The sequence below is a fragment of the Roseibium sp. FZY0029 genome, from assembly GCF_036350355.1.
GTDB lineage: Bacteria > Pseudomonadota > Alphaproteobacteria > Rhizobiales > Stappiaceae > Roseibium.
Genome location: NZ_JAZDVZ010000009.1, coordinates 235,997 through 254,914 on the forward strand (window position 1 = coordinate 235,997; position 18,918 = coordinate 254,914).

General features: G+C 61.3%; 13 protein-coding genes. 12 read left to right on the top strand and 1 reads right to left on the bottom strand.

The genetic code is table 11. From position 1 onward, the window contains the following. Positions 1-34 precede the first annotated feature (34 nt). Both V1T76_RS23900 and V1T76_RS23905 read left to right on the top strand, forming a co-directional pair. On the top strand, positions 35-1,783 hold the full coding sequence (locus V1T76_RS23900) for a type I secretion system permease/ATPase (protein WP_330563190.1): 1,749 nt from the start codon (positions 35-37) through the stop codon (positions 1,781-1,783). Next, positions 1,780-3,174, top strand: coding sequence for an HlyD family type I secretion periplasmic adaptor subunit (locus V1T76_RS23905; protein WP_330563191.1), 1,395 nt, complete (start codon positions 1,780-1,782; stop codon positions 3,172-3,174). Before V1T76_RS23900 ends, V1T76_RS23905 begins: the two co-directional genes overlap by 4 nt. 15 nt (positions 3,175-3,189) lie before the next feature. Here the strand turns inward: V1T76_RS23905 and V1T76_RS23910 are convergent, their stop codons facing one another. After that, on the bottom strand, positions 3,190-3,396 hold the full coding sequence (locus V1T76_RS23910; protein ID WP_330563192.1) for a hypothetical protein: 207 nt from the start codon (positions 3,394-3,396) through the stop codon (positions 3,190-3,192). 308 nt (positions 3,397-3,704) lie between these two features. Here V1T76_RS23910 and V1T76_RS23915 point away from each other — a divergent pair, with 308 nt between their 5' ends. The 10 genes from V1T76_RS23915 (at position 3,705) to V1T76_RS23960 (ending at position 18,903) form a co-directional block, all read left to right on the top strand. Beyond that, positions 3,705-4,307, top strand: coding sequence for a calcium-binding protein (locus V1T76_RS23915; RefSeq protein ID WP_330563193.1), 603 nt, complete (start codon positions 3,705-3,707; stop codon positions 4,305-4,307). Positions 4,308-4,415: 108 nt separating this feature from the next. Further along, positions 4,416-6,626, top strand: coding sequence for a glycosyltransferase family 2 protein (locus V1T76_RS23920; RefSeq protein WP_330563194.1), 2,211 nt, complete (start codon positions 4,416-4,418; stop codon positions 6,624-6,626). Continuing rightward, positions 6,623-7,462 carry a class I SAM-dependent methyltransferase gene (locus V1T76_RS23925; protein WP_330563195.1) on the top strand — a complete coding sequence of 280 codons (840 nt, stop codon included), beginning with the start codon at positions 6,623-6,625 and terminating at the stop codon, positions 7,460-7,462. Before V1T76_RS23920 ends, V1T76_RS23925 begins: the two co-directional genes overlap by 4 nt. Next, a complete protein-coding gene (locus tag V1T76_RS23930; RefSeq protein ID WP_330563196.1) occupies positions 7,462-8,718 on the top strand; it encodes a glycosyltransferase family 4 protein in 1,257 nt (418 codons plus the stop codon). The genes V1T76_RS23925 and V1T76_RS23930 overlap by 1 nt, the downstream gene beginning before the upstream one ends. Positions 8,719-8,728: 10 nt before the next feature. Continuing rightward, positions 8,729-9,523 (top strand): hypothetical protein, encoded by a 795-nt coding sequence (locus tag V1T76_RS23935; protein WP_330563197.1) that lies wholly within the window; start codon positions 8,729-8,731, stop codon positions 9,521-9,523. Positions 9,524-9,529: 6 nt separating this feature from the next. Beyond that, positions 9,530-11,791 carry a hypothetical protein gene (locus V1T76_RS23940; RefSeq protein ID WP_330563198.1) on the top strand — a complete coding sequence of 754 codons (2,262 nt, stop codon included), beginning with the start codon at positions 9,530-9,532 and terminating at the stop codon, positions 11,789-11,791. Beyond that, entirely contained in the window at positions 11,788-13,125 is a 1,338-nt protein-coding gene (locus V1T76_RS23945; protein ID WP_330563199.1) for a glycosyltransferase family 4 protein, read from the top strand. The genes V1T76_RS23940 and V1T76_RS23945 overlap by 4 nt, the downstream gene beginning before the upstream one ends. A 19-nt stretch (positions 13,126-13,144) precedes the next feature. Further along, positions 13,145-14,332 carry a polysaccharide pyruvyl transferase family protein gene (locus V1T76_RS23950; RefSeq protein WP_330563200.1) on the top strand — a complete coding sequence of 396 codons (1,188 nt, stop codon included), beginning with the start codon at positions 13,145-13,147 and terminating at the stop codon, positions 14,330-14,332. A 233-nt stretch (positions 14,333-14,565) separates the two neighbouring features. Next, positions 14,566-16,095: a DUF6212 domain-containing protein gene (locus V1T76_RS23955; RefSeq protein WP_330563201.1), complete on the top strand. Its 1,530-nt coding sequence runs from the start codon at positions 14,566-14,568 to the stop codon at positions 16,093-16,095. A 6-nt stretch (positions 16,096-16,101) separates the two neighbouring features. Further along, complete coding sequence (locus V1T76_RS23960) at positions 16,102-18,903, top strand: glycosyltransferase (protein WP_330563202.1); 2,802 nt, start codon at positions 16,102-16,104, stop codon at positions 18,901-18,903. Positions 18,904-18,918: the final 15 nt, after the last annotated feature.

The window sequence follows — 18,918 nt, forward strand, 5'->3', positions numbered from 1 at the left end:
CACACTCATCGGTTGAGGATTCGGAGATTCTTGAATGATTGACAAGACAACACCGGATGCAATCGATCCGTTCCGCCTCATACGGGAGGCGCGTGTCACCTTTGCAACCGGTCTCGCGGCGGCCGCGGCCCTCAGTGGCTTTATCACGCTGCTGCAGATGATCGTGCCGCTGTTCATGCTGCAGGTTCATGATCGGGTTCTGAACAGTCAGAGCCTCGATACCCTGACAATGTTACTGATCATCGCCTGTGGCGGGCTGATCCTGTTTGCGGTTCTGGAATATATCCGCAGCCAGATCTTTCAGGTAATGGGGAGCGAACTGGTTCGGCGTCTCAACCTGACGGCAATCGAGGCGGGGGTGAAGTCGTCGTTGGAAAAAGGCGGCGGTATGGCGTCCGAAGTGCTGAGGGATCTGAACGACCTGCGCACCTTCGTCACCAGCAACGCCATCAGCGCGCCGCTCGAGGCCATGTGGGTGCCGTTGTTCCTGCTTGTGCTGTTCGCCCTGCACCCGCTCTACGGGTTGCTGGCGGTTGTTTCCGCAGTTACGCTGATCGGGCTCAATCTCTTGTCCGACATGCTGACGCGCTCGCTCCTGAAGGAAGCGAGCACCGCCAACATTCAGAATGTCGCCACGATTGCCTCCACGCTTCGCCATGCCGAGACGATCGAGGCAATGGGTCTGATGCCCGCGCTGACGCGCCGCTGGCGCAAGGGGCAACTGCACGCCACGGAGCTGATGGCCATGGGAAGCCGGCGCGGCAAGGCGATCCATGCGATGACGCGAAGCCTCAGGTTCGGCATGCAGATCGCGGTTCTGGCACTCGGCGCCGACCTCGTGATCAAGGGTGAAGTGACCGCCGGCACGATGATTGCCGCCAGCATTCTGACGGGGCGCCTGCTGACCCCCTTCGATAATCTGACGGAGAACTGGCGCCAGTGGGTGTTCGCCTCAACGGCCTGGGGCCGGGTGCGTGAGGTGCTGGAGAACCATTCTTCCATTCGCCAGACCGTGCCGACCCCGCCCAGTCAGGGGTCGCTCAAGGTGGACAAGCTCGTCTATGCGCCGCCCAATGCGCCGGTACCGGTCATCAAGGGCATTTCATTCACGCTCGAACCTGGCGACGTGCTGGGGATTGTCGGGCCGTCGGCGGCCGGCAAATCGACGCTTGCCCGCCTGCTGGTCGGTGTTCTGCAGCCAACCACCGGTGGCGTCTTCCTGGATGGGCACAATGTCTATCTCTGGGAGCGGGCGTCCTTCGGGGCGATGGTCGGGTATCTGCCGCAATCGGTTTCGCTTCTGGACGGAACCGTGCGTGACAACATTGCGCGTATGTATGAGTCAGAGCCGCAGATGGTGATCGATGCGGCGCGGGCCGCCGGAGTTCATGAGATGATCGGCCGGATGCCGCTCGGATATGACACCCCCGTCGGTGACAACCGCTACACCCTGTCGGGCGGGCAGAAACAGCGCGTCGCCCTTGCGCGGGCCCTGTTTGGCCGTCCGCGCCTTCTGGTGCTCGACGAACCCAATGCCAACCTGGATACGGAAGGGGAGGTTGCCCTGCTGCGTGCCATTTCACAGGCGAAAGCGGACGATGCGATTGTCATTGTCATCGCGCACCGGCCCGCAATCATGGAAGCGGCCGACAAGATCCTGGTGCTGGAAGATGGCCGGATCGGCCAGTTCGGCGATCGCACGGATGTCGTCAGCAGCATTTCCAGGCGCCTCCCGGCTCCTGCGGCACCCCGTGCCTTGCCGGCAAGTGGAGAAGTGGCATGACCAGGCGTTCCGAGCGCGCAACTTCTCCGGCAGCCTCATCTTCTGCCGAGGCAGCTTCCATATCCGGACAGCCGTACTGGTTGGCCGCCCTGAAGGCGGACGACAGCCGCCCACCCAGCTTGCGCAAACCCTTGCTGGCGGCGACGCTGGCCGTTGCCATCGGCTTCGGTGGGTTTCTGCTGTGGGGCTTTACGGCCGATCTCGACAGTGCGGCGGTTGCGACCGGCAAGGTCATCGTCGACAGCAAGCGCAAGACCATCAGCCACCTGGAAGGGGGGATCCTGCGCCGGTTGCTGGTTCAGGAAGGGGATTTCGTCGACGCCGGCCAGCCGCTGGTGGAACTGGACGACACAAGGGCGCGTGCCGAACTGGCGCAGCTCAATGGTAAGCGCATTAGCCTTCTGGCAAGGCTCGCCCGTCTCAGAGCAGAACGGGACCTGGCGACAGAGATTGTTTTCCCGGAGGAGATCAGAAACAGCGACGACCCCCTGATTGCCGAAGTGGTTGCGGCCGAGAAGGGCGTGTTCGAAAAGCGCCGCCAGGTCTATGAAGGCAAGATTGCCCTTCAGCAGAAAGAGATCGAGCAATATGTCGCCCAGATCGAAGCCAATCAGGCCCAGATCGAGGCCACGGGTCATCGGCGCCAGTTGCTGGAGGAGCGGGTCGGTGCGCTCAGCGGTCTGGAGAAGAAAGGGTTCACGTCAAAAGCCATTCTTAGCGAGGTTCAGCTGGAACTGAGCCAGATGATCGGCGACGGCGGCGAACTCGCGGCCCAGAAGGCGCGCGCCGAAAAAGCCCGGCAGGGCGCCGAGGTGGGCCTGTTGCAAGCCGAACAGGAATGGCAAAGCGATATCGCCGGAAAGATCCTTGAAGCGCAGCTTGAGCTCAACGTCACCAACGAGCAGATCATTTCCTCAAAGGATGTGCTCGACCGGCTGGTGGTCCATTCTCCGCAGGCCGGCATCGTCTCGAACATAGAGATGAGAACACCGGGCGGCGTGGTCGAGCCCGGCAAGGCGATCATGGATATCGTGCCGCGTGACGAAAAGATGCTTGTCGAGGTCCGGATGAACCTCAACGATATCGATTCCGTTCGTGTCGGCTCCGAAGCGCGCATCCGGCTGACCGCCTACGACCGGCAGACCACCAGCCCCTTGGGCGGTGAGGTGACCTATGTCGCTGCCGACCAGACCGTCGATCCACAGACGCAGGCCGCGTATTATATCGTGCGTGCGCAGGTTCTCTCGGGTGAGCTTGAGGGCAAACCTGCCCTGACCCTTTACCCGGGCATGCCGGCGGAAGTCCTGATCGTGAGGCGAGCCCGCAAGGCGATGGAGTATCTGCTCGAACCCATCACGGAAAGCCTCGATCGCGCTTTCAGGGAAGATTGAGGCGCATTTTTTAGATCAGCCAAAATTTTTTTGGGCGAGGTGGTGGTGTTCGTTCATCACCTCGCCGGGGTTACCGTCGTTATCCGACGCCGGTCTGCGTGTCTTGAAATCTTCAGAAAATACACCTTTAACGCGAATGCTGCGTTGCAAAACGACTATGTCGTTTGTTTTTGCAGAATCCCGGTTGAGTGCAATTTTCCCGCAAACTTCTGCCAGTTTCAAGCATCTGAAAAATCGTAAGAATTGGATTTCAATCTATAGGAGATTGGCTAGTTTCATCGATTTTATTTTGAATTTTGAAATAAAATACAAGCAAAAGAATTGCACTTTCGAATTACTATTCAATAGAAAGTAGAATTGTTTTATGTCATTCAAAATATTGCCTTATTTTTTTCACTATTCGTCCCTTTGAAGTGTTTAGTAATTGTGTATTGTACTTCTTGCGCTGCAAAATACGGGGTTTGTGCAGTGCGGTGTGCCGCGGTTCGCGGGGCGTCAATTTAACGAGGCGAACTTCAGGAGTTAGCTACATGGCCACGATTGAAGGCAGTGCTTTCCAGGATTTCCTGCAAGGTACAAATGCCCAGGATTTTATATTCGGACTGGGTTCATCGGACATTCTGCTCGGCAATGAAGGGGACGACTTCCTCTTCGGTGGTCGCGGCGGTGACCTGATCGTCGGTGGAGAGGGTGCCGACAAGCTTTTCGGGCAGGGTGGCGAAGATGTCATTCTGGGTGGTGAAGGCAGCGACACCATCTTTGGTGGTGCCGGTTCCGACTACATCGAAGGCGGCGCAGGCGGCGACATCATTTTCGGCGGCGAAGGAACGGACATCATTGACGGCGGTGCCGGCAACGATCTGATGTTCGGCGGCGGCGATCACGATGTCTTCGTCTTCACAGGCGGTGGTGGCAACGACATCGTCATGGATTTCCAGGTCGGCGATCTGGTGCAGATTTCCACGAACATCAACGATACCGGTGTCTCCTCCGCCGCCGATGTCGCCGCGCGGGCGACGCAGGTGGGCAACAACACCGTCATCGATCTCGGCAACGGCGATACCGTCACGCTCAACAACGTCGATGCCGACGATCTTCAGGACAATCCCGACGGCTACATCGTGGTTTCCTGATGATCCCGCACCCGGGCACGCGGCTTTCCGTGTGCCCGGGTACCGGCCTTTGACCGGCCTTTGATCTGGGGCGTTTGTGACTCAGGTCGTCAACAGTGATGGACAAAGATGCTCGAGACCCTGGGCAAGTACGCCGAGGCGAAGTTTGAGTCGCCGCATTTCTTCCAGCTTACGCCGGAGGTTCTCCTGCTGGTCTGGGACCCTGCCCATCAGGTCAATGCAGCGCCCCGGCTGGTGGAGCAGAACGGTCTGCCTTTCGGCTCCATCGCGAGTGTCAGACTGGCCCGGCTGGATGGCGGTTCCCGTGTGGTTTGGGCTGTTTCCCTGAAGGAGAAAGCCCGGCTCAGTCTTAAGCTCAGCGCCGGCGCGGTCGGCTCGGAGGCAACACTTGCCGTCGATGCCACGCAGCCAGGCCCTCAAGCCGATGCCTTTGCCATCACCAACGGTCTCAGTCAGGCCGCCTGCGCAGTTTTCGTCACCACTTTTCTGAGCGCCTGGTCCGGCATGTTCCGGCTGGGGCGTTCGCGCAGCTTCGTCAATTTCGCACGGGACCTGCTGCGCTCCGTCAACGATACGCCGCCTGTTGTGGAGGCTGTAGCCAGCATCGGCTCCGTCCGGTTGCTGGAAACCCTCATCAACAGCGACAGCACGGACATCAAGACCGCTGTGCTGATCGGCGATGCGGGTGTTGTGCGTCTTGACAGCGCGGTGTGCAACACGCCCTACAACAGCGGCAAGAGCAGGTTGTTTCTGGGCACCGTCGACATGCCGCAGACGCCCGCAAATGCTTTTCTGGTGCTGTCCGGGAACTGGGGACTGGCGATCCGCAGGCTGGCAACGGACAACGTGAAACGCACGGTCGGCCTATGGTGGGCTGCCAATTCCCGCAAGCTGCCGGAGGTCCGGGACTATCTGGTGGCCGATGTCGGCACGAAATCCGATGCAGCGCGCGCGGCAATTCGCGACCTGCAGGTGAATGATCCCTTGCCTGCGCGGCGGCACGGCACGCTGTCGGAAACGGGTTCCTTCTGCGCGGTGGAGACGGCTGTTGCCTGTGAAACCGGTGTCCTGGTCGGTGGCTGGTTGCGCGATCCCGGCCATGTCTATCAGGGTATCGACATTCTCGCCGGAAGTTCAGCGCCGGTCCCACTCAAGCTGCATACGTTTGACGGGGTTCTGCCGGAAACACAGGGCGGCTACACCATCCGGCGCTTTGTTGCGTTTGCGCATGTCGGCAGGGTGCTGCAGCACAACCTGCAGCCCCGGTTCGAGGTGCGCCTGGCATCGGGAGAGCGGGAAGCGCTGGTGCCGCCACCGCAGCCGGCTGACGTTCCCGGCATAAGGGCAAAGGCGCTCTCAGTGGTGACGCCGCGCCATGCGAGCGACGAAGTTCTCTCGGGCTGCCTGTCGCATGTTCTGGCCAATATCCAGTCAAGGTTCCGGCAGACGGTCGGCGCGCCGTCCGAAGTCCGGTTCGGCACCCCCCTGGCCGAGCCCACGGTCTCCATCGTGATCCCGCTCTACAAGGTGTTCGAATTCATCAAGGCGCAGCTTGCGGCTTTCTCTGCCGACGCCTGGCTGGCCGGCAACGCCGAAGTGATCTACGTGCTCGATTCTCCCGAGCAGGTGACCCATGTCGAAGATCTGCTGGCCGGGTTCCATCTTCTCTACGGCCTTCCCGTGCGCCTGGTCGTCATGGAGCGCAACGGCGGGTATGCGCTTGCGTGCAATGCCGGCGCCGAGGCGGCGCGCGGACGCTATCTGGCGATGATCAATTCCGATGTCGTGCCGGTGGAGGCCGGGTGGCTGGAGCAGCTCTGCGCCAGTCTGATGATGGACGAGCAGGTGGCGGCCGTCGGCGGCAAGCTGCTTTATGCAGACAACGCCATTCAGCATGCCGGCCTGAAGTTCATTCAGGACGACAAGGGCCGCTGGTTCAACCATCACTACTTCAAGGGGTTTCCGCGCCAGTTCCCCGAGGCCAGTTCCTCGCGCGAGGTGCCGGGGGTCACCGGTGCGTGCCTGGTGCTGTCGAGGGCTGATTTCGAGGCGGTCAATGGCTTCACGACGGACTTCATCGTCGGTGACTACGAAGACAGCGACCTGTGCCTGAAGCTGCGCAAGCTGAACCGCAAGATCTACTATCTTGGCGACGTCGAACTTTATCACTTCGAGCGCGTCTCCATTCGCAAGAACGAAGACTACACGCGCGGCGTCGCCTCTCAATACAATCGCTGGCTCCACCAATCCCGATGGCAGAACGACATCGTTGCCCTTATGGAAGCTGCGGAGCGGCGTGAACAGGGGCTGACTGCATGAATTCGCCGGTTCTCATCAAGGACGCTGCCAGCCTGGTCTCCTCGCCACTCAACAGCGAGCGTCTTGCAGACCTGCAGAGCCACATCGGCCGCAACCGGTTCCTGCCCGTTCCCCCGAGCGAGGACAACTTCGTCGGTGACGGTGATTATCTTGCCATCGGAACGGAGTTCCTGGGGCATTTTATCGAACTCGGCGGTCTCAACACGCACGAACGGGTGCTTGATGTCGGTTGCGGTATCGGCCGCATGGCTGTGCCGTTGACGCAATATCTCGATCCCGAAGCTGCCAGATATGTAGGCATAGATCCTGCCTCCGCAGGCATTCAGTGGTGCACGCGCAATATCGGGTCGGTCTATCCCAATTTCCGCTTCATGCATCTCGATATCGCCAACGCACTCTACAATCCCGACGGTTATATCCGCGGCACGGAGATCGCCCTGCCGTTTGCCAACGGCTCGTTCGATTTTGCCATCATGACCTCGGTGGTCACGCATCTGCCGTCCGAGGAAATCCTGCCCTATTTCCGCGAAATCTCGCGGCTCATGGAACTGGGTGGCAGGCTGTTCCTGTCTGCCTTCGTGATCGCGCCGGACCGGGGGGCAGGTTTGAGCCCGCGTGTCGAGTTCGCCCGGGATGGCGAAGGCCCTGCCTGGTATGCCAATCCGCGAGCACCGCTCGCAGCCGTCGCCTTCGACGACGGTTTCCTCGACAAGGCACTAGAGATCGCCGGGTTCGAAATCGCCCTGAAGCGGTTCGGACACTGGCGCGGCAGCAACGGGGCTCCGCATTATCAGGACTTTTTCGTTGCCGTGAAAACCTCCCGGGGGGTGTCGTAATGCGGATCCTCGTCTTTGCGCACAATCATCCGGATCTTCACCCCGGCGGCACGGAAACCGTCGCGCTCGAACTGGCCAGGGCCTACCGCAAGGCCGGACACCAGTCGTTGTTCGTCGGTGCGACCAATCACCTGCACCGCGACCCGCATCCGGGCACGAGCTTTCAGGCGATCAGCGACAGTGGTGACGAGTTGCTGATGTGGGCGGGTCATTTCGACCGCTTCAACATGAGCCAGATCGACCTGCAGGCCTTCGTGCCGGATATGCGCACACTGCTGGAAAATTTCCGGCCCGACGTGGTGCATATCCACCACCTGCTGCTGTTCGGTGTCGAGTTGCCGGTTCTTATCCGCCGGGTCTTGCCCGATGTGCGGATCGTGATGACGCTGCACGACTACTACGCCATCTGCGCCAATGACGGCGTCCTGATGAAAACGGCGGACGAGACCTGCTCGGCTCTCGGGCCTGGCGGCTTGTGCAGGTGCCTGCCGGAGGCAACGCCGAACGACATGCGCCTGCGCGAGCGGTTCATCAAGACGCATCTGGAGGCGGTTGACGAGTTCGTATCGCCAAGTGCCTTTCTGCGCGACGTCTATGTGCGCTGGGGGCTGCCAGCAGAAAAGATCCGGATCATCCGAAATGGGCGGCCGGAAGTGACGCCGGCTGCCGGCCGCGCGGACGCCGACACGCCAAAGACCGTGTTCGGCTACTTCGGCAATCTGACACCCTGGAAGGGTGTCGAGGTGCTGCTGCAGGCGGCAAAGCTGCTGGTGGAAAAAGACATGGATTTCGAGCTGCGGGTTCATGGCGGTGCACCGTTCCAGAACCAGGAGTTCGTCAAGCGCATCGACACGCTGTTTGAGGAAACCGCGCCCAGGGTGTCGCGTCTGGGGCCCTACAAGCCTGAGGATGTTGCCAGCCTCATGGAGCCTGTCGACTGGGTGGTGGTGCCGTCGCTCTGGTGGGAAAACGCACCGCTTGTCATCGCCGAGGCGCAGCAACACGGGCGACCGGTGATCGCCAGCGGCGTCGGCGGCATGGCCGAGGCTGTCAGGGACGGTGTCGATGGTCTGCATGTGCGCAAGAACGATCCGGTTGGACTTGCCATTGCCATGGCAACAGCTGCCGGAGACGCCGCGCAGTACCGAAAGCTTGCCGCCAACACCCGGAAACCGCCTTCTGTCGACGCTGTTGCCGAACAGTATCTGCGCCTTTTTGCCGACAGGCAGAACGCAGCACGCGAACCAGCAGCCTGAGGAGATCGGCATGAGCGTAACCCCTCTCGAACAGGTGAAACCCGGAACGGATGCAAAGCCGCAGCAAACCGGTGCGGACGGCAAGGAACAAGCCGTGACCGCAAGGTTGCAGGGGCGTGTCGACGCATTCGAAAACGGACGGTTGCTCGGTTGGGCCTGGGATGCATCGAGCCCCAGCGACCGTATGACCATCCACGTCTTCCATGACGGCGAGCGGGTGCTCAGCAAGGTTGCCGAAACCCAGCGCATCGACCTCAAGCGCAACGGCATCGGCGACGGCAATTATGCGTTCGACATCGAGTTGCCTCAGGCAGTTGCCGCGGCACCCGGCGGCCTGACAGTGGTGGCGGAAACCCCCAAGGGGGAAGCGCAGCTGAAGTTGCCGCGCCCAAGCGCCGAGGAACGCGCGGCGGAGGCTGCCGTCGCGATGCCTCTGGCGGTGGTGATGGAGAAGGTCGACCGCTTGATCGTGGCACAGCGCCAAAGCGCCATCGGCCAGCGGGATGCGACCGCGGTGCTGCGCGAGACCGTGCAGCGGATCGACGCGCTGGCCTCCAGTGAGGGCGAGCTCGGCGAGGCCATGTCCATTCTCAAGAGCGGCCAGGGCGACCTTTCTCAGCGGGTCAAGGAACTGGAAGTCTTTCTGCTGCGCTTCGATACCACGCTGAAGGGCTTCGATGATCGCCTGAAGGCTCTGGGGGAGCAGAGCCGCAACAACCTCAAGGTTCATATGCTGGTGCTGGCGATCCTGCTCGGCTTTGTCGGCGGCATGATGTTCGCCGCTGCCGGCGGCTTGTGGAGGTAAGGACCAATGGAGCCTGTCGTCACCCTGGAAGGCGTGAAGAAGCTGCCCTCAGGTGCAGAGCGGCAGGCATCCGCGTTCAAGGGGCAGGGGGCAGCGAGCCCTCAGGTTCCGCTTGACGGTCATTCGGTTCTCCATGTGAGCCTTGACCGCGAAACGCTGTTGATTGCCGGTGTGGGAGAAGCCTTCGCCGGTGGGCTGCCGGCCATCCTCAACGAAGATCCAAAGTTGACGGTGCCTTGCACGGTTTCCGTGTTGCCGGCCGGTAGCCGGCTTTCAGGCAAGAAACGCCCCTTCGTTGCGATCCTTTCTCTCGCCAACAGTCCGGTTTCGCGGCCCGAGCGGGTAACCATTCGAAGCCAGGGCCACGCCTATCGCTTCGGTGTCCGGCATCAGGCAGCGGATCTGAAAAGCTTCCTGCAAAGTATCGGCGACCTGACGCCGCAATCGGTGTCCGACATCGTTGACGGCCTGGTTCAGGCACTGCTGCTGGCCGGTGCGGCGCCTCAGGCCATGCAAACGGCCGCGCGGATTGTCGACGCGGTTGCGGGGCGTGACGGCTTCATTGAGGTTCTGGGCGTCTTCGATGCCGGAGACATCTATCTTCAGGGGTGGGCCAAGGGCATGCCGGCAGGCACCAATCGGGTGTTTGTTTTCGACGGGGCGCTGAAGCTGGGCGAGCTGGCAGGCAGTCTGTTCGAGCGCAAGGATACCGGCGGCAAGGCCTATGGTTTTGCCGGTTTGCTGGAAGTCGAGGGCGGGCTTGATGCCGGGCTTTTGCGCAAGGTTTTCTTTCGTGGCCGCGCGGGATGGAGCGTGGTCGAGGTTCACGAACACAGGACGATGCCGCCGGCCCGGGCTCTTCCCTCCCACATACGGGCCCTGTTGCCGAAGCTCTCCCCCGCGGGTGACGGCAGGGCCCGGCTGGAGCTTGCGGGCCGGCGGTTCGACGGCCGGGAAACGGTTAGCGAGCTCGACGTCCCGGTCAGGGTCGGTATCGATTTCAGCGCTTCGCTGGATCGGGCCGGCGTCCTGTTGTCGGGCTGGCTGCTTAATCCGGAAGACCGGGTCGAGGCGGTGCTCTTGCGCTCGGGCTGCAAGAGCTGTCGGCTCGACACTCGCTGGACGACGCAGCCACGGCCGGATGTGACCAGTGCCTTTGAAGCCCTTTCGCCCTTTCTCAGCGGGCCGGACGCGCTTCAGCGGCACGGGTTCCTGGTTCACGTGCCCGCGGAGGAAATGTCGGGTTCGGAGGGGACCTATCTGGAGATCGTGCTGAAAGACGGCCGTGCCGCCTTTGCGCCGCTGGCTCTCGGCAGGGCCTCGCCGCGCTCGGCGCTTCGCCGGCTTTTGTCCGGGCTGGATCCGGCAGCCGCCTTCCGTCCCGACTTTCTGGAACGCCATCTCCTGCCGGTCCTCCAGGCAAGCGACGCACCCGATCCCGTTGTTGTCGAAACGATCGACTTCGGGCCTGTCGCGGACAGCGCCGTTTTTGCTCTCGTGATCGGTCTCGACGGCAATTTCGAAACGTCGCGCGTGCTGTTGTCTCTCTGTGCTCTCGATCCGGTGCTGCGGGGAGCGCCTGTCGTCCTGGTTGCTTCCCGGAAAGATGTGGTGGAGCAGATTGAGGACTTCAGACAGCTTGCCGGCTTTTATGGTCTCGCCGTCCGCCTGGTGCTGGCGGACCACGTCGAGGACGCGCTCGATGCGCTTCAGGCGGGCGTCGAGGCCTCTCCGTCGGAGACGGTCGTGTGCCTGTCGTCCGGAGTGCTGCCGCGCGCGGCGAGATGGCTGGAACCCTTGCTCGCAGCGTTTCAGGCACACGAGGCGGCCTGCATCGTGGCTCCCACGCTGCTCTACGAAGACGATACCATCAGATGGGGCGGTGCCTGGATCGAGCCGGAAGACGGCCGCCATCTGCTGAAGCAGCATTATCTCGGTTATCCGCGCCGGACCCTTCATGGTGCGGAGGTCAGTCCGGTTGCCGCTGCCCCGTTCGATTGCTGCGTCCTGCCGAAATCGGCTCTTGCGGAAGCCGGTGGCTTTTCCCGGAAGTATCTCGGCACGGATGAGAAGGGGCTTGATGCCGCCCTGCGGCTGAAGCTTTCGGGCATCGGTTCGCTGTGGGTGCCCCAGGTGGAAATGATCCATGCCGAGGACGGCCGCCCGGGCGAGCGGTCCTGGAAGAAGCTGGTTGGCGAACTCGACCGCCGCAGTTTCGAGCGGATCTGGTCTCCGGTTCTCCCCGATCTGGCGGAGGACATTGCATGACGGCTTCTTCTCAGAAAAGAACATCGTCGACCGGTGAGACGCTTCGGGTACTCGTCATTTCTCATGGCCACCCGACGCTATCGCTGGGCGGGGCGGAAGTGGCGTCCTACAATCTTCATCAGGGCCTGAAATCCCTGCCGGGAACGCAATCGTTCTTCCTGGCAAGGGTTGGAGACGGTTACCCCCGGCACGGCCAATCCGCGCTGATGGGCGTGGACGATGCCGACGATGAGCTGCTCTTTCATGCCGACGATTACGACCCGTTCCTGGTGTCCAACCGCAACACGGGAGATCTTTCCAGGGATCTGCGCCGGTTCGTGCGCACCCTGCGTCCGGACGTGGTGCACTTCCATCATTTCATCGGCTTCGGCCTCGAGGCGCTCTATACGGTGCGTGACGCCTTGCCCGATGCAGTCATCCTGGTGACCTTTCACGAGTTCCTCTCCATCTGCCATCATCATGGTCAGATGGTCAAAGCAGGTGGCCACAAGCTTTGCGATGCGGCCTCGCCGATTGCCTGCAACGGCTGCTTTCCGGAGATTTCACCGGCCAGCTTCCTGCGCCGCCGGCAGTTCATCAAGTCGATGCTGGGACTTGCCGATGGCTATATTTCGCCGAGCCGTTTTCTGTCCGACCGCTATGTTGCCTGGGGGCTACCGGCCGACAGGATGACCGTTATCGAAAACGGCCTGAACGTGGGTGAGCCCGCCGCGCCCCGTCCGGTGGCTGCCGGTGGGCGCCGGAGCCGTTTCGGGTTCTTCGGCCAGATGACCCCTTACAAGGGTGTGGACGTGTTGCTGGATGCGGTTCAGCGCATTCCCGAAAGCGTCTGGGGAGACGACGCTGCATTGACCATCCATGGCGGCAATCTGGAGCGTCAGCCCGAAGCATTTCGAAGCCGCATTGGCGAGTTGCTGGAGGCGGCGGGACCGCGCGTGCGGTTTGCCGGCAGCTACCAGAACAAGGACATGCCTTCGCTGATCCGGCAGACGGACTGGGTGATGATGCCGTCGGTGTGGTGGGAAAACTCGCCGGTGATCATCCAGGAAGCATTCTTCCACGGGCGTCCGGTTATCTGCAGCGGCATCGGCGGTATGGCCGAAAAGGTGCGCGACGGCGCTGACGGGCTGCATGCCCGCCCGGCAAGCCCGGAAGATCTGGCCGATCGCATGGCCGAAGCCTTAAGCGATCCAGGTCTGTGGCAGCGTCTCCGGGCGGGAATCCGCCCCCCGAAAACACATCTGGAAAGTGCCGGTGAGCACGTGACCCTATATCGCGAGGTTCTCGATGGCGGCCTCGCGTCTCGTCCCGGTGCCCTCAAGCAAAGCGCCTGAGAAGACAAAGGAATATGGAATGACACGCGTTCTGGTGATGATACCGTCCGGCGAAGTCTACGATCACAACAATGTCCGCTGGTACAGCCATCAGGACATTCAGCGGAATCTGGACCACTATCACAACATCGGCGATGCCTTCGTATTCGATTCCTCGTTGAAGCTGCTGAAATACGACCGGCTGGAAACCCTGACGATCCGGGAATTCGACCCGGCGGAAGTGGACCGTCTGCGGGAAGAATTCGACTATGTCGTGCTGCGCGGCTCCAATTACATTCACGGCGACATGGACTGGGAAATGGCCGAGCAGGTGCTGCAACGGCTCGGACTGCCGGTGCTGGCCTTCGGCATCGGTGCCCAGGCGCCTGTCGATGGCAAGCTGGTGCTGTCGGAGGCGACGAAGAACGTCCTGCGCCTGATCGCGGCTTCAACGACATCGGTGGGCGTTCGTGGTGCCTACACTGCCGAGGTGCTGGAAGACATCGGCATTTCCAACACGCGGATCATCGGCTGCCCGACGGCCTTTCGCCATAACGATCCGGGCCTCCGGATCACGCTGCCTGAGATCGACCGGATCAAGAAAGTCGGCTTGACCGTGCGGCGCGAAGTGTCGCCGGCCTATGCCAGGGATATCCGGCAGTATCTCACGTTTCACCGCGACCTGATCAAGTCGGTCGCGGCGCGCTTCGATACGGTTCTGATGGCGCAGGGGGAGCTTGAGGAAAAGAAGATGGTGCTCGGAACGCCCGGGCAAAAGGACCAGGCGATTGCATCGCTTCGGGAAAACGCCTGGGTTGGCGAGTGGTATCTGGATGACGACATCGAGTGCCTCTACCGGAACGCCATGTTCTATTCGGACGTGGTTGCCGACTACGACGCCTGTGTCAAAGCCTGCGACCTGGTGCTCGGCTATCGCCTGCACGGCAATCTGATGGCTTTGGCCAACGGGGTGCCGGCGCTTTACTTCACCTATGACAGCCGCACGCGCGAATTTGCCGAGACCTTCCGGATTCCGAGTTTCGATGTCTTCAGCGAGAAGGTGTTCCGCCTGAGCGACTACTGGGATCAAGGCCTCTTCGACCGGTTCAACCGGGCCTATGAGGCCACCTATTACGCCATGAGCGACTTCCTGAGCGAAAACGGCGTGCCGCACGCAATGCAGGAGCGTATGCAGGCTCAGCCACGGCGATTGGTTGCTCTTGTATGATTTTCTAATGAATTCATTTCGAATATCGAAGTATATTAATCGTATAATTAGCGTAAAGTATCAAGATTTACGCAGGAATATTTATATTATAGGCGGAAAATAGATAAATGTATTTACATAATTATTTGTGCGCCGCATTGTTGTCATAATAAAACGCAAATAATGTGCATGTATATTAATTAGGCAGGCGGGCTCCGGCAGGGAGACGCTTCACAGTTCAGATGGGGGCTTGCATGACAGTCGTGGCCACACAAGACACGTTTCCCGTTCACAACGCTGCGCGCGAGATGGTGTTGCTGAAAGAGATGACGTTGATCGTCGTCGGCGTTTCAAGGCAGGACATTCCAGGATCGTTGCTCGAGGCGGTCAAGACGGTCTGGTTTGAAGGTGTCGAGGACGATTTCGCCCTGTTTTCCGACGAGAGCGCCGGCCGCTACCAGGTGTCGGAAGCTCCCCTTCTGCCGCTGGCCGTGATCGTGGATCCGGCCGCCACAGAGGCCAAGGACGAGCTTTTGAAGTGGCTGCAGCAGCGCGGGGCCGCTCACTTGCCGCCGGTCATCGGCTGGGGCCGGGGTGGTGAAGTGGAGGCGGTCTCCTCAATGGTCGGGCTGGTGGCCGACCACGTGAAATCGGGTGCGCGGCGACTGGTTCTGTCCAGCAAGGAGCTGAAGACGCTTCGAAGCCTGAACGACGATTTGCAGAACCGGTTCGCCGCTCTCGAGGCGTTTCTCAACCGGCATGGTCTGCAACCGCTGGATCTCCTGTTCAGCAACGAACCGGCGGAAAATCCGCTCAATCCGAATGTGCTGGCAAGCGCGTCCATCGACGGCGTCAGCCAGATCCTGCCGGTGCCGAGCTCCGGTGTCAGCGGCGTGGCGGTGCATGTTGAACAGACCGGCAGCCGCCCCGACATCAAGCTGCGCGCCCAGTTGATGACGCTGGAGGACCAGAGGATCGTCGATACCTGGCATTTCTCCAGCGGTGACCTTTCCACCGGCTGGAACATCTTCGGTCTGTCGCGCTCGACGGCGGGGTTGCGCAGAACGCTGGAATTCCGCCTGCAGGTTGAAGAGACGGAAGACGAAGTGCCGCTGCTGTCCGTCGGTGGCCTGCAGCCGGTCGAGATGTTCCAGGTACGGGACGCGGCCAATGGCTTGTCGGTTCTCAAGAACAGCCTTGCGCTTCAGGTCTGGGGCGGCATTCCGGGCGTTTCCATGCCGCCGCATGCGAATTACATTCCGGCACAGTCTCAGCAGGTGAATCAGGACGAAGGCTTCCGCGACATGCCGATTGCCCCAGGCATTCTGGAGCATGCAAGCCTTGCCAATTCCGATGAGGTATCCTTCGACTTCGAAGCCATCATGCCGCTGCCGACAGAACGGGCCATCGGTTGCCATCCGCCTGCGGAAGGCATGACGATCGGGCAACTGCCGGCGGCCTGTCCGCCGCAGGTGATCCGCATGTCGGCCAAAGCTTTCATCGACAACAGCCGGGCGGCGGACATCGATTTCGCCATCGTGGTTGCAAAGGATCTTGGCGCGGCCAAGGCGCTCTTCAAGGGCGAGCGGGAACCGGCAGTCGGTGAAGCGTTCTCCGGCTGGAAAACCGTCAGTTTCGGCGAGACGGCGCATCTGAGTGCCTTTGCCGGCGAGCGGATCGGGGTCTGGCAGAACGTCTATTTTGCCACCCGGATGAGCGAAGCGACCGGCAACGATTTTGCTTGGGCGAAATTCGCCAATTTCCGCGCCGTCGTGAGCGGGTAGGTGGGCATGCTCCAGCACACTGGCTCAAGACCGGGCCTGCCGAATGTGCGCTACGCACAGTTCGGCGGTTCCGGCATGCCATCAGCCACGGTCGCCATCGTCATTCCGGTCTACAAGCACTCGGTCCTACTGACCGAGGCCATCGATGCGGCGCTGGCCCAGCAGGCCCCGTTCAATATCGCGGTTGTCGTCGTTGACGATGGCTGCCCCTTTCCCGAGACGGCGCAGACCGGCCGGGCCTATGCGCTTGCCTATGACAATGTCTATTACCTCAGGAAAGCCAATGGCGGACTGAGTTCGGCGCGCAACTACGGCATCGACTTTGCCCTGCGCAGCTTCTCCGATCTGGAGGCGGTCTACTTCCTGGATGCCGACAACCGGATCACGCCGTCGGCGATCCGGGTGCTGCTGGACTTCATGCGGTCCAGCGACGGGGTGGATTGGGTCTATCCCAATATCGACAAGTTCGGGATCGAATGGAACGGCAACTACACGGCAGACTATTCGCGCCTTCTGCACGTGACCTTCGACAACATCTGCGAGGCCGGCAGCCTGGTCTCCAGATCCCTCCTCGACGCCGGGGTTCGTTTCGACGAGAGCATGAAGTCCGGCTTCGAGGATTGGGATTTCTGGCTGCAGGCGATCTCTCATGGCTTCAAGGGATCGAACTATCCCTTCTTCGGCTTCGAGTACCGCCAACGCGCCGAAAGCATGTTGCGGGATTCCAACCGCACCCGCGACAGCATCCTTGGCTACATCAAGGACAAGCACAAGAAGCTGTTTTCCACCGAGACACTGCTTGGCTGGGAGCACGAGGAAGCGCCCCGGTTCGTCGCGTTCGGAGCGGACACCTATCTGGTCGACCTGTTCACGGACCCGGCGGTTGCGCACAAGAAGCGCAGCATCGAGGAGTTCGTGAAGACCTTCTGGGCGGCACAAGCCGAACCGGAAACCTATGGTGTGCCGCCGTTCTGGCTGTGGATGTCGCCTGCACACAGGGAAGCACTGAAAAGCTGCGGTCTGCTGCACAACGTTTTGTGGCTGACCGAGCGCCTGTCGGCGTCCCACCACTTTGTCGCGCTCCGGTTCGAAAGCGACAAGGACCGGCTCGCGATCGAGGTGAATGAGCTGGGCGAAGGCAAGGAACTTGCCAAGAAGCCGCTTGGATGGATGTGCTCGCTCGACATCATGAAGCAATGCGTCGAGGACAAGTCCGACGACTGGATCCGCACTTTGCGCGGCGCCAACCCGGCACCCAAGATTGCCGAAGTCGTTGTGCGCGGGCCGTTCTCGGCGGAAGATATTCAGGGCACGGCCCTGTCCGCCACCAACAGTCTGCTGGCGACGCTGGGGGCGTTGCGCGAATCCGGTTACCGGCATGGACCCGGCAAGCGCTGGATATGGCGTTCCGCCTATTTCCCGGACCGCAGCAAGTATTACGAGCTGCTGCGCCACAGTGCGGGAGCATCGCCGGTCATGCCGCGTCTTGCCCGCGAGGGTGCACCGCTCAGGGTCGGTCTGCTGTTGCCGATCGCGACGTTCGGCGGGGTCGAGAAGGTTGCCTACGCGGCCGCACGGGTTCTGAAAAAGGCCGGCTGCGAAGTCCATCTCTATGTGTTCGGCAAACCTGTCTACAACCATATCTCCGACAACGACGGGGTGTTCGACACCATCAACTTCCTGGCCGACGACTATCCTTTGTGGGGTGGCCCCAACATGTTCTCGGGCCATGAGTTGCTGATGGGACATGACGAACACGCGCGGGCCGAAGAGGTTCTCGGCTTCCTGTCCGGTCTCGACGTGGTGATCAACAACCAGCTTGCCCCGGCCAACGCCATTTTCGGCGAGCTTCGCCGGCGCGGGGTCAAGGTTGTCAACTATGTGCATGTGCTGGACAGTTCCGAACTCGGCCGTCCGGCAGGTCACCCTTATCTGACGCTCGCCTATGAGCACATCTACGACAGTGTGCTGACCTGCTCGCGGGATATGGCCGAATGGCTGCACGGCATGGGCGTGCCGGTTGCCAAGCTGCTCCATATTCCAAATGCCGCCGGTTACCCGATGGCCCCGGAAGAGGTCAAACGTCTTTCGAACAACCGCCAGCAGGACCGCGACGGCCGCTTGCGGGCGGTATTCCTGGGCCGGCTGGACAGGCAGAAAGGCATCGAGCGGATCTTTGCTGCGGCGCGCGCCCTGAAACGCAAGGGCGTCGACATCGACTGGCGCATCGTCGGATCGGATGTCATGGACGCCGGGGCAGGCGGCTCCTGGAAGGAGCGGTTCGCCGAACTTGGTATCCGGGTCGATCCGCCGATCTATGACAGCCGCCGGCTCAGCAGGTTGCTGGCCTGGGCGGATGCCTTCGTACTGCCATCCCGCTGGGAAGGCGCTCCGCTCACGATCATCGAGGCGCAGCGTCTCGGCTGTGTGCCGGTCGCCACCGATGTGGGGGCCGTGGGCGAGCTGATCGAGAACAAGGTCGACGGGTTGCTGTTGCGCTCCACCGATGACGGCGTGGTGACCCACGACCTGATCACCGCTCTGGAGACATTGGCAAAGTCGGAAAGGCTGCTTCGGTCCCTTTCGGCAAATGCCGCGCAGCGCAGTGCCGAGCGTAGTTGGGACAAGAGCCTGCAGCCGTTCCTGCGACAGCTGCACAACTGGTTCCCGGACCGTCTGCAAAGCATCCGTCGGACCAAGGCGCCGGTCGCACAGATTTCCAGTTCATCCGATACGCCGGGCAGGGGCGGAAAAGCTGAGGGGGCGCCGCTCTTTCAGCAACGGGGACGGCATACGTCCGTTCGGTAATCGAAGGGCCTGAGC